Below are 12,639 nucleotides of genomic sequence, written 5' to 3'. Positions count from 1 at the left end.
GTAAGGACACGCTTGGTGTTACATGTTTGGATAAGAGCGCAACATAGTCCGTTAGCAGTTTGGCATGCTGATGCAAAAGAGTGGCAATCTGTTAGCGGCTGGCAGCAACTGTATGATATCTACGGCAATAGTAGAAGTAGCCATACATCACTGTGTCTGTATTTTCCTTCCAGTCATTTATTACAAGTCGATACCAAGCTTAATGCAGCCCAGCTTAAGCAGCTCGGTAGCACAGGCAAACAGTATTTATTTGAAGAGACATCACTAGCACCAGTTGAGCAGTTAGCCGTTCGCCAGATTAGTGATACCCATGCACATCATCTGTACGCATTGGCTGAGAGTGATATAGAAGCATGGAAACAGAGCGCCGCTTTGGTTGGCTTAAGTATCAATGCGTTACTACCAGATTTTTTGCTGTTGCCTATTCCTGAAGAAGGGGCAGGCCAGCAAGTAGTCTTATATCAAGATCAATATACCGCTCTATTGCGACAATCGCAGCGCCAGGGGTTAGCGGTCAGTTATTTACCGTTAATGTTTGAGCGCTTACCGCATTTAAGTGAAGTCTGTTTACTACGCTCGATACAGTCAACTGTTAAGACAACTGTCAGCTCTCCAGCTGATGCATTTAATAATATGGTGGACAATCATGTTGATTTGCAGAAGACTGTTTTAGAGCCAGCAACAGAATCGACACTAGACTCTAATATCGCGACAGAAACAGCTGCTTTATTGACTGAACAGCAGATATTATTGACACCGCTATCCACTGTTCCCATGCCAATTGAAACTCCAGAGCGCCACGCGCTTAATTTCTTTGTTAAGTCATCAGATACCCAGCTATCACCTTATTTGCGGGTAGCTATGATGGTCGCACTGTCAGCATTAGTCTTGCAAATGGCGACCGATGGCTTGCAAATCTATCGCTATAATATTGCAACCGATGCCACGCAGACAGCAATCGCTGCTCAGTACCAATCTTGGTTCCCTGATGAAGTGCTCAATACCAGTCGTACTAAGCTGCAAGTGCAGATGCAGCCAAAACTACGTAGCGACAGCCAAGAATCAGCTTCACATTTAGCAGTATTGGCACGGATATCACCGCTTATTAAGCAATCCTCGTTACATGCACAGGCGTTGGTTATGGAACCAACCGCGCTGAGCTTTACATTGATAGCGCCAGATCGTGGTAGTCTCGATCAGTTTGCTAGCACATTGACTGGCCAAGGTATCGCTGCTAATTTAGAGCGGGTCAATAGTAATGAGCAGGGGCAGTTTAGTGGCCAGATTACTGTTAATATCGAAAATGATCCTGCTGCCATAGATAGCTCAGCTCAATCTTAAGTTTTTATAGCTTATAAATTTATGAGGGTTTGACGATCATAGTTTTTGACAGTTATAGTCATGCGCCAATTTGGTTGCTACCCATTGTGTTTAATAGTCAGTTACTATTCATTTATTAACTACGAATTCATAGACAAATTTTATACCATCCATCAAGGTCAGGTAATGAAACTATTACAGCGCCGTGCTAAACCTAGCCGTGCTACCCATAATCAGCCAGTCACCAATGCGTTATCAGAACGCGTCGGTAACTACCAAAATGCACTGTGGTCGCGCTGGCAGGCATTATCTCCTCGTGATCAGTTAGCATTAGCTGTTTTGCTATTATTTCTACTATTATTCATTGGTGGTTACGGTGGCTATAGCGTCCATCAAGCTGCTAAAGACAGTAAGTCCGATTACCAAGAGCAGGTCGCTGATTATTTTTGGCTACGCTCGCAGGCAGGTAACATTGATCCAAATGCATTAAATGCTGCCAATAGTCAAGATGGTGCTGATACGATGCCACCAGCTAGTCGTGTGAATGCTACGTTAAATAATTCTGGTATCGATAATGCGCAAGTGGTTGCTAATGGCGAAGGAGTGCAACTGAGCTTTAGTCATCCTAGCCAAGCGATTGTAAGTGCCGCCCTTGGTAAGCTTGAACAGCAAGGGTGGCAGTTCACTCAGCTATCGATGCAGCAGGATTTGGCTACCAAGCAGATGCAAGTGCAAGCGACTGTCACTTCTTAGTACTTTTAAAAGCTACTCTGAAAACTACTTTTGAAAGCTCTTGTTAAAAACTACTTGTAGATTCATCAATATCAAACGCTCATCGTAGATCAGATCATTCATGAGCATAGCTCAGGCATTAACGACTTGCATCTTGAAAACGGTCGCATTTGCCACAATTGAGTAGTTAATGGCTACTGTCAGTTATGGATATTTATTATGAACCAGTCTCCTAATCATAATCTCGATGAGCATTCAGGTACTCGGACGCAAAAGACTGAATCTTTTATTGAGTCACAGGCGACGCACAGCCTTATGCATGGGCGAGGCCAACTGTTGAGTGAAGAAAAGCAGCGCTCATTAATCACCTATAATCACATTACTTATTTGCTTTACGTGGTCAGCTATTTTACTGCAGGATTACTATGGATTGTGCCGATTGTAATGAATTACGGCAAACGTCGTGATGCTGATTGTACATGGCTAGCGACACATTTTGACTGGCAGATTAAGACTTTTTGGTATAGCATTTTCTTTTTTGTCATTGGTACTATTATCATCACCTTTGCATTAGGTGGCTTTGGTGTCAGCATGTTAGCCGATAGCGGTAATATAGCCATTGGTTCATTTTTATTAGCTGGGTTTGGTGTGTTACTTATGACCTTCACATTCATCTGGCATCTATACCGTATTGTAAGAGGTTGGATCGCGCTCACTGACAAGCGTCCTGTGCCATAAGTTTGTTAATTATTAATGCTGTCATTGATGCTTGGCAAAGTAGCTCTAATATTAAGTTCTTGTTAGGAATCCCAGGTATGAAACTTTGGTTTTACTCCTGTTAAGCTGATATAATCGCAGCATTTTATGACACTCAACGCTTCACTCATGTTATTCCATTCATCATTTTCATCCAAGCAGGGTTTATCGTCACTATGTCCTACGCCTTACTTCGCCCGTTTTTATTTAAGATGGACCCTGAACACGCTCATGATATGACCTTGTCTTTATTAGCTAAAGCCCATAAAGCACGTGCTTTAGGTTTAGTATATGGTCAGTCTATGCAACCAACCGACTGTATGGGTTTGCAGTTCTCTAACCCTGTTGGTCTAGCGGCAGGATTGGACAAGAACGGTGACTATATTGACGCGCTTGCCGAGTTAAGCTTTGGCTTCATTGAAGTGGGGACTGTGACGCCCAAACCACAAGTCGGCAATGACAAGCCGCGGCTATTTAGAATAAAACAAGCAGATGCGATTATTAACCGGATGGGTTTTAATAATCAGGGTGTTGATTATCTAATTGACAATGTTAAACGCTGTAAGTATAAAGGCAATATCGGTATTAATATTGGTAAAAACGCCAGCACGCCTGTTGAACACGCTGCTGATGATTATGTGTATTGTTTAGAGCGTGTTTATCCGCATGCTTCCTATATTACGATTAATATCTCATCGCCGAATACTAAGAATTTGCGTGATTTGCAAAGTGGTGAGGCATTAACTCAGCTGTTAGATGTAATCAAAAACCGCCATAGCCAGCTGGCGACGGAGTATGGTTTTTATGTGCCTCTAGTACTAAAGGTTGCCCCTGATTTAGACCCGCTACAAGTTGATTATATCTCGCAGCAACTATTAGACTTTGAAATTGATGGTTTGATTGCGACCAATACGACCTTGAGCCGAGTAGGTGTTGAGGATCTGATTGATGGTGACCAAGCAGGCGGTTTATCTGGTCGTCCAGTTAGTCATATTAGTACCCAGATTTTGCAACAGTTCTCAGATCAGTTGGATGGTAAAGTTGCTATCATAGGTGTTGGTGGTATTGATAGTGGTGAAAAAGCTGTCAAAAAGATTAAAGCAGGTGCAGATATGGTACAGCTTTATACGGGTCTTATTTATCGTGGCCCAGGCTTAGTACAGTCTTGTATTCAAGCGATTGGCGGCTATTATGATGCGCAAGAGAGTTAATTGAAGTAGTTTCGATAGGATAATAAGGTGGTAAATATGAGTGGTTTAGATATCGTAATTGCCATTGTTGTTCTTATTGGCTTATGGCGCGGCTTTCAAGTAGGTCTGATTAAAACGGCAGTAGGTTTAGTAGGTTGGTTCATTGCCTTGATTGTTGCTACTCGACTAGCAGGTTCGATTGCCCCGCAGTTATCAGGATTGGTACAAAATCCTGTGCTACAAATGGCAACGGCTTTTTTGTTGGTAGTGATCGTTGTATTAGCTGTTATGCATTTGGTAGCGTTTGTATTTTCAGGGGTGCTTAAAACTTTACGCTTGGGCGTGGTAGATAAAATGGCGGGCGGTGTACTAGGTGCTGCCAAAAACGTCCTTGTGGTTTTAGTGGTTCTTAGTGTCAGCGCACCATTATTGGTACAGCTTCCGCAGTGGCAAACTTCTGTATTAGCACCTGAGTTGCTTCCTTACGCACCGATGGCTAAAACGCTAGCATCAGATGTGTTAGGCGGTGCTTGGGAACAGATAAATCAGTCCTAGCTATGATAAAATTAGTTAGCTTCGATAGATAAGCGTTAATAGCACACCTTGATAAATTATCATTCAATATCATTTAGCATCCACAATATTTAAAATATAAATTTCTATTGTTGATAATGCATAATCTAAATATTGCCACTTATGTGTCATCATTATAATAGCTATATTCTTAAATTAAACGGTATCTTTATTCTTATATCAATTGAATCTTAAAGATAGTAGCACTCTACTGTCAATGAAGTAATTATCAGTATATAAATATCATCAGGTCATCGGTTAACTGGCACATATCACTGCCACTAAGTTTGCCGTTATTGCGTTACTAATGTATGGTTTTAAATAGGACATAACTATGTGTGGAGTCGTTGGGGTTGCAGCTCATGAGCCAGTCAACCAAATTCTTTATGATGCCTTAACTATGTTGCAACATCGTGGTCAAGATGCCGCCGGTATTGTGACTTTGCAGGATGGGCGCCTATACTTGCGTAAAGAAAACGGTATGGTTCGTGATGTTTTTATGAACCGCCATATGGTCAGACTGGTTGGTAAGTTCGGTATTGGTCATGTTCGCTATCCTACTGCGGGCACGTCAAGCAGTGCGGAGGCACAGCCATTCTACGTAAACTCTCCTTATGGGATTACCTTGGCACACAATGGTAACTTGACCAATGCAGAGAGCTTGGCTAAATCGTTATATCAAGATGATCGTCGTCATTTAAATACCGATTCTGATTCTGAAGTATTGTTAAACGTGCTTGCCCACGAGATGCAAAACTTAGGCAAAACTCATCCAACGCCTGATGATATTTTTGAAGCGGTAAAAGCAGTTTATGCTCGCTGTGAAGGTGCTTATGGCGTAGTAGCAATGATTACGGGTCATGGCTTATTAGCATTTCGTGACCCTAATGGTATTCGTCCACTTATTTTTGGTGAACGTTTAGCTGCCAACGGTGGCACAGAGTATATGGTTGCCTCTGAGTCAGTCGCATTGACAGGTTGTGGCTTTAGCATCATCCGTGATGTTAAACCTGGCGAAGCTATCTTCATTGATTTAGATCATAAGCTGCATACGTATCAATGCGTAGAGCAACAAGAGTACACGCCTTGTATTTTTGAATACGTTTATTTTGCGCGTCCAGATTCTATTATGGACAATATCTCTGTCTACAAATCTCGCCTACGTATGGGCGAAAAACTGGGTCAGAAAATCCTTAATGAATGGGGCGAAGATCACGATATTGATGTAGTGATTCCAATTCCGGATACTTCGCGTACGTCAGCGATGGAGCTGGCACTTAAGATGAATATTAAGTACCGTGAAGGGTTTATGAAAAACCGCTACATCGGTCGTACCTTTATTATGCCAGGTCAGCAGCAACGTAAAAAGTCGGTACGCCAAAAGCTTAGCGCAGTACCGTTAGAGTTTAAAGACAAAAATGTCTTATTGGTTGATGACTCTATTGTCCGTGGTACTACTTGTCATGAAATCATTCAAATGGCACGTGATGCAGGTGCGAAAAAGGTGTTTTTCGCCAGTGCTGCGCCACCGGTAAAATACCCTAACGTGTATGGTATTGATATGCCAGTACGTAGCGAGCTTATCGCTTCAGGGCATAGTGTTGAAGAAGTGCGTAATATTATCGGTGCTGATCGTCTGATTTTCCAAGACTTAGATGATCTTATCGATGCGGTAAAAGATACGAAACATAGCCGAGTGGAAGGCTTTGATTGTGCCGTATTTAACGGTTGCTATATCACTGGTCAAATCAATGAAGCTTACCTTGATCACCTGCAAGAGCAGCGTAGTGAAACCGCTAAAACAGGCAAGAAAGGCGTACAAGTTGTCGCTGATACTCCTGTCGATATGATGGGTGTGGAAGAGTTTTAAGCAGCTATATAGCTTAAGAGATGACGATATTTAAAGACAAAAGGCTGGATTCATTATGAATCCAGCCTTTTTTATTGTGTCTAATTTTAAGTTATTAGTTTAAAAAAACTATCAACTTAAAAAGTTATTTAATAGCCAAAGTAGAGCATTAATCGCTGCGATACCGACGACCATGCTTACCAATAACTGACGGCTGACATGGTACACAATGAGCACTAGCGCTAATGCACCAATCTGAGCCAGTAATAATTGTACTTGTGCGCTATTTAGCCCGGTACTAGCGGATAAGTCTTGATAGGAGAGGCTAGTTAAAATTAATAACACCATGACTGATAGCGGTAGGCTCTCATTTAGTCGATGCAGCCAAGGCGTATCAAGAAGCTTTTTGGGTATCAAGGCGGGAATAGCACGAGTAATAAAAGTAACTCCGGCCATAGCGAAAGTGGCTGCAATCAAATAGCTGCTATTCATTAGTCTCTCCTGTTACTTTACGCTGTACCCAAAAACCACGTGCCAAAATCATCAGCATACAAATGGTAATTGCTACTAACAACAGCCAGTTGCTAGTAAATAATGAGGCGATAGCCAAAGCAATGACAGCGATACCGATAGGAAAGTAGCGTTTAATACTTTGAAACTGCTCGTAAGCCAAAATTGCAAATAAACAAACCAATGCAAAGTCTAAGTGTGGCACCAAGTCGCTAAGAGCGCTGCCTATCATTACTCCAATAATAGAGGCCAATACCCACCAGCTTTGGTTAAACAAACTTATCGGTAGTATGAGTGCGCGCCGCATCTCATTGGGTAAGCTAGTCATTACTGAAAACGTCTCATCAGTAAGGGCAAACAAGCAGTAAGCTTTAGCGATTTTGTGCGTAGGAAAATACTGTAGCAGTGGCATCCCATAGAACACGTGACGTAGGTTGATGGCTGCAATGTTGGTCGCCATACTACCAATCGGCAAACCGGCACTAAGCATCGGTAGACAAGCGTATTGTGCAGCGCCTGCGTACAAGACGACACTCAACATAATAGTTGCCCATATTGGTACTCCAGCGACCTGAGCAAGAACGCCAAAGGCGATACCTGCAGGTAGGTAGCCCATTGCAACTGGAATGCTTTTTTTGAAGCCCTCTGCCCACTGATAGGTAGAGTCTTGATGTTGTTCAGAGTAAGTGTTCACGAGATATCCTAAGATTGTCTGACTTTGCTATTCATTAAAGATTTTTTCATTACAAATTTTTGTTCACGTAAATCATGACTGTCAAGCTATGTTTCCTTCAAGCTAAGCTTCTTTCAAATTAGGCCTCTTTTGTAGGCTATCAAATTGGCTGTAATTTTTCATAGCTACCTGTTCTATGTGCATGGTATAAAAAGCCACTGAGAATAAACATGCGTAATAATAACAAGCACCAAACACTGAGCCAAATACCCGTCATATCCCACTGCTGATATAGCAGCCAGCTAAGCGGAAAAAAGATAACGGCTAATATCAAGGCGGCATTACGAATGACATGGCCTGCGGTTAGACCAAAAAATATTCCATCGAGCCAATAAGCGCCCACACCAATGAGTGGTAGCAATATTGCATAACATTGATAAGCATTGGTTAAGGTAAAGACTGTTTCAATATTGGTCATGAGATCTAGATAGGTAGGCATTGCAAGCCACCAAACCGCGCTTAACAGTAAGGCGAGACCGTAACTGACTACGCCTGTACGCTTTACGATAATACGGAAGCGCGGCCAATCTCGCCGCCCTGCTGCTTGACCACTTAAGGTCTCAGCTGACACTGCCACACCATCAAGTGCGAAGGCTGAAATGCTCAATACTTGCAATAAAATTGCATTGGCTGCCAAAACCAAATCGCCACTTTGAGCGGATAGACGAGTAATCCAGGCAAAGCTCACTGTTAAAATGAGCGTACGAATAAAAATATCTTTATTTAGCGAGAATAGCCTAAGCATTTTATTTTTAGTAAAGTGCTGTGGATCAACCTCAAAAAAGGCTATCCAAGTCAATTGCAAATTCCGGCGACTAAGCCATAACGCTAATACAACCCCTGACCAAAATGCGATAGTAGTCCCTAGAGCAACGCCAGCTATTCCCAACTGCATACCATAGACAAAAAATAGCGTCAGAATGATATTAAGGATGGCAATAAAACCTTGCTGATAGAGCATATAGCGAGTCTTACCTTGCCCTGCAAACCAGCCAATAAAGGCAAAGTTCATTAGCTCAGCTATGACACCCCAAAAGCGCACATCTAGATAAATCTTTGCAGCAGCACCACTATCAGGATTGGCTGACAACGCTTGCAAGCCAAAATCTATGAGCCAAGGCTTCGCTAGTAGGAGCACTAGACCAATGACGACGGCTAGTAAGAGCGCACGCTGCAAAATAGACAGGAGCGGTGATGCTTTATGCTGCAAGTTTATAGAGTCGTTATTATCAGCAAGTTGCCCTAAAGCCTGTGCGGATAAACCAGAAGACGCATACTGCAAAAAGTTAAAGCTAACGAGTAATAGGGACAAAAGCTGTATCGCTAGCCCCATACCTGCAAGCTTTGCTGCATCATTCATATTGCCGACGATAGCCGTATCAATCACGCTTTGTAGTGGCATCGCTAAGTTTGCTAGTAATACTGGAACGGCAATCGCGATAATGCGCGTATAGCGAGTATCAATAGGTGGCATAGCTTTTGGCGGGGTAGTCGTTGGCATAAAATGATCGCTTGTGCATAAAACACAGATGATAGTACCCGTCAGTGTATTGCATAGGTGCGGGATGAGCTTGTACTATTCGATATATTTGGTAATTATATAAAGATAAAAGCACCTAACTAATAGGTGCTTTTATTCAATGCTTTAGTTATGTTTAGGACAATGCTGCTATTGTTAAAAGTCAGCATTATCCAAACAACTTTTTAAGATTAATCTTGTTCAAACATCTTTGGGTCATTGAAAGTAACAATCTCTTCCTCAAACTCAGGCTTCACTTTAACGATGAAATCATCGCGTGATAGACCCATTCGAAGAGGGATAGAGCTTGCGATATAGGTTGATGAATAAGTACCAGCAAGTAGACCAATGAATAGTGCTACTGAGAACCAATACAATCCATCACCGCCCAAGAACATCATTGCTAATACAACTAACAATACCGTTGAAATAGTCATAATAGTACGACGCAGGGTCTCTGTTAATGACAGATCAACCGTCTGATAAGGACTGATGCCACGGACACGGCGGAAGTTTTCACGAATACGGTCATAGACGACAATAGTATCGTTCAATGAATAGCCAATCAATGCCAAGATAGCTGCTAATACGGTTAAGTCGAATGGAAAGCCGAATAATGCAAAGACACCGATGGTGACGATAGCATCATGAAATAATGACATTACTGCGCCAAGCGATAGCTTAAATTGGAAGCGTAGGGCCACATAACCAAGCATACAAACCAGTGCCAGCACTAAAGCCATTACTGAGTTTAAGTACACCTCATTACCGACTTGGCTACCGATAATATTAACGTTACTGATATCAGCATTATTATTGGGTAGGGCTAGTGCTTGAGTCAGACTTGCGCTTAGTCCGTCAATATTATCAGATTGTGGTGGCAAACGTACTAATAGCTCTTGACGGGTGCCTAGATACTGTACGACAGCATCATCAAAACCATTATCAGCCAGCGCTTGTACGACTTCGACTTGCTCCGCAGGCTGCTCATAACGCACGTCTGCTGAAACCCCGCCAGTAAAGTCTAAACCTAAGTTAAGTCCATTCACAGCAATCGCAATGATACTACCAATCACCATCAATAGAGATAAAATTGCCATAGGCTTTTCTATCTTCATAAATGGAATAATGCGCTGATTACCAACCGCTTTAATGCCGCCTTCTTTTACAGCAGCGTCATCAGCAGCACTATCAATCAGGTGGTTATGATCGTTATCAACAGCAGCGTTAGATGCTTGGGTGCTCAATGCCTGATTATCTTTAGTGCCTTGTCCACTACGACGAGACTTATCTTTGCCAGTTTTTGCAGTCGTAGGATTATTAGCTTGGGTATTGCTACCTTTACCATCACGGCGTGGCTTGTTACGGCGACGACGCTTGTTGTTTTCGTTAGGACTGTCACCTGCACCGCCACCTGAGCTGCTAGATGTCGGCGTGTTGTCATTCTTTGGGGGATTATTCTGTTCAATCGCCATGTTATTCTCCTAGCCGATGCTCAAACGTTTGATAGATTTACGCTTACCATAAGCAATTTGTACCAGTGCACGTGTTACCAAAATCGCGGTAAACAGCGAGCTGACGATACCAATAGCTAAAGTAATCGCAAAGCCTTTAATCGGACCAGTACCAATCGCAAATAAGATAAATGCGACCAACAACGTGGTGATGTTGGCATCGAAAATACTACTAAAAGCACGGTCGAAGCCTGCTACGATTGCAGATTTTGGCCGCACCCCGTTCGCCAGCTCCTCTCGGATTCGCTCAAAGATTAGTACATTGGCATCTACCGCCATACCGATGGTCAAGACCACGCCAGCAATACCCGGTAAAGTAAGCGATGAGCCTAAAATTGACATAATCGCGATGATAATGATGACGTTAACTGCTAGCGCTACGTTGGCAATTACCCCAAACAAGCGATAAAAAATAATCATAAAGGCGAATACTAATAGATATCCGACCTGAGTAGAAAACAGACCTTTAGCAATGTTTTCTTGACCTAATGAAGGTCCAATCGTCCGTTCTTCAACGAAATACATCGGTGCAGCCAGTGCTCCTGAACGTAATAGTAGTGCAAGCTCAGCAGCTTCAGCATTACTATCAAGCCCTGTAATACGGAATGATGAGCCTAATACCGCTTGAATATTAGCGCGGTTAATGACTTTGGTCTCAGCATAAGGAGTGCGTACTTCGACAGATTCACCAGTAGTAGGGTCTTCTTCGTAAGTGATTCTTTGCTTATTTTCAATAAACAATACCGCCATTTGGTCACCAACAGCAGTACGGGTAGCGTTTTGCATGAGCTTCCCGCCAGCGCTATCTAAAGTGATATTGACCTCAGGGCGACCGCTTTCATCAAGACTGGTCTGGGCATTGGTGACCTTATCACCAGTGACGATAGCTTGACGCTCTAGTAATACTGGCGGACCATCAAGCGTTTCGAACGGGAACGATTCAGTACCAGCAGGAGGTATACCACCCATGAAGTTTTCGCTGTCTTTAGCGACTAGGCGGAACTCAAGGTTTGCAGTACGACCAAGTACACGTTTGGCTTCAGCGGTATCCTGTACACCAGGTAACTCGACAACGATACGGCTAGCACCTTGTGACTGTACTAAGGCTTCGGTAACGCCAAGCTCAGCAATACGGTTGCGTAGGGTCGTTAAGTTTTGATTAACTGCATAGCTATTAATCTCATCCAGCGTCGCATCGTTATATGCCATGATTAGCGCAGGGCCTTGGTCATCGATAGAGGACTGCAAACTAAAATTCAACCCCATTGAGCCTTGTAAAACATTTTGCGCACGGTTACGCGCGTCGGTATCAGCAAAATGCAATATGATACCTTGAGCCTCAGTTTTAATGCCTTTGACTGCGACACGCTCGGCCCTTAGCTCACGGCGCACGTCACGACTCGCACTGGTCAGACGCTGCTCTAAGGCTTTGTCCATATCCACTTCTAGAACGAAACGTACCCCGCCACGTAGATCTAGACCCAGCTTCATCGGCTTTGCGCCGATATCACGGAGCCACTGCGGTGTTGTTTGTGCTAAGTTAAGCGCAACCACATAATCATCGCTAAGATTTTTCTTTAGGACTTCTTGTGCTTTGAGCTGAGAGACTGGATTGTCTAAGCGTACCAGTGCGCTGTTGCCCTCAAAAGTGCCATCATGGTAGCTTATACCAGCTTCTTTTAGCAGGCTTTCTGACTCGGTCAAAATGCCTTCAGATAGCTGAGTACCCGCTGCAGCACTAGTAATCTGCACAGCAGGTTCATCAGGATAAAGGTTGGGAGCAGCATACAGACCAGCAATGATCAGCACGACGGTAATGAGTAAGTATTTCCAAGCGGGATATTGCATAATCACTTCTTTAAGTTGATAAAGTACTGGCGACGCAGGCCACAAGTCAGCAGATGGGACGTTCGTGATTACAATGGATAACTACCGCAATTAGT

The 12,639-nt window shown here is 43.1% G+C and carries 11 protein-coding genes; 6 read left to right on the top strand and 5 right to left on the bottom strand.

Translation table 11 applies throughout. From position 1 onward, the window contains the following. Positions 1 to 15 precede the first annotated feature (15 nt). The 6 genes from gspL (at position 16) to purF (ending at position 6,441) form a co-directional block, all read left to right on the top strand. Positions 16 to 1,341 (top strand): type II secretion system protein GspL, encoded by a 1,326-nt coding sequence (gene gspL / locus AK823_RS07840; protein WP_068328025.1) that lies wholly within the window; start codon positions 16 to 18, stop codon positions 1,339 to 1,341. 165 nt (positions 1,342 to 1,506) lie between these two features. Continuing rightward, positions 1,507 to 2,073 (top strand): type II secretion system protein GspM, encoded by a 567-nt coding sequence (gspM, locus tag AK823_RS07835; protein WP_068328024.1) that lies wholly within the window; start codon positions 1,507 to 1,509, stop codon positions 2,071 to 2,073. A 198-nt stretch (positions 2,074 to 2,271) separates the two neighbouring features. Continuing rightward, positions 2,272 to 2,790, top strand: coding sequence for a hypothetical protein (locus AK823_RS07830; protein ID WP_228138831.1), 519 nt, complete (start codon positions 2,272 to 2,274; stop codon positions 2,788 to 2,790). 194 nt (positions 2,791 to 2,984) lie between these two features. Next, positions 2,985 to 4,019 carry a quinone-dependent dihydroorotate dehydrogenase gene (locus tag AK823_RS07825; RefSeq protein ID WP_068328022.1) on the top strand — a complete coding sequence of 345 codons (1,035 nt, stop codon included), beginning with the start codon at positions 2,985 to 2,987 and terminating at the stop codon, positions 4,017 to 4,019. Between the two features lie 36 nt (positions 4,020 to 4,055). Further along, positions 4,056 to 4,553 (top strand): CvpA family protein, encoded by a 498-nt coding sequence (locus AK823_RS07820; RefSeq protein WP_068328020.1) that lies wholly within the window; start codon positions 4,056 to 4,058, stop codon positions 4,551 to 4,553. Positions 4,554 to 4,905: 352 nt separating this feature from the next. Further along, positions 4,906 to 6,441 carry an amidophosphoribosyltransferase gene (purF, locus tag AK823_RS07815; RefSeq protein ID WP_068036077.1) on the top strand — a complete coding sequence of 512 codons (1,536 nt, stop codon included), beginning with the start codon at positions 4,906 to 4,908 and terminating at the stop codon, positions 6,439 to 6,441. 111 nt (positions 6,442 to 6,552) lie between these two features. Here the strand turns inward: purF and AK823_RS07810 are convergent, their stop codons facing one another. The 5 genes from AK823_RS07810 to secD all read right to left on the bottom strand — a co-directional run bounded on the left by AK823_RS07810 (position 6,553) and on the right by secD (position 12,544). Beyond that, positions 6,553 to 6,912, bottom strand: a complete 360-nt coding sequence (locus AK823_RS07810) for an AzlD domain-containing protein (RefSeq protein WP_068328017.1) — start codon at positions 6,910 to 6,912, stop codon at positions 6,553 to 6,555. Continuing rightward, positions 6,905 to 7,546 (bottom strand): AzlC family ABC transporter permease, encoded by a 642-nt coding sequence (locus tag AK823_RS07805; protein WP_227514154.1) that lies wholly within the window; start codon positions 7,544 to 7,546, stop codon positions 6,905 to 6,907. The genes AK823_RS07810 and AK823_RS07805 overlap by 8 nt, the downstream gene beginning before the upstream one ends. Before the next feature lie 217 nt (positions 7,547 to 7,763). Further along, positions 7,764 to 9,164, bottom strand: a complete 1,401-nt coding sequence (locus AK823_RS07800; RefSeq protein WP_068328014.1) for an MATE family efflux transporter — start codon at positions 9,162 to 9,164, stop codon at positions 7,764 to 7,766. A gap of 209 nt (positions 9,165 to 9,373) precedes the next feature. Then, positions 9,374 to 10,657, bottom strand: a complete 1,284-nt coding sequence (gene secF / locus AK823_RS07795; protein ID WP_068328011.1) for a protein translocase subunit SecF — start codon at positions 10,655 to 10,657, stop codon at positions 9,374 to 9,376. Positions 10,658 to 10,666: 9 nt separating this feature from the next. Then, positions 10,667 to 12,544 carry a protein translocase subunit SecD gene (gene secD, locus AK823_RS07790; RefSeq protein WP_068036066.1) on the bottom strand — a complete coding sequence of 626 codons (1,878 nt, stop codon included), beginning with the start codon at positions 12,542 to 12,544 and terminating at the stop codon, positions 10,667 to 10,669. Positions 12,545 to 12,639: the final 95 nt, after the last annotated feature.

It is taken from the genome of Psychrobacter sp. P2G3, assembly GCF_001593285.1.
Classification (GTDB): Bacteria; Pseudomonadota; Gammaproteobacteria; order Pseudomonadales; family Moraxellaceae; genus Psychrobacter.
The sequence above is the reverse complement of the archived record's forward strand: the minus strand, read 5'-3'. Positions and strand labels throughout refer to the sequence as shown.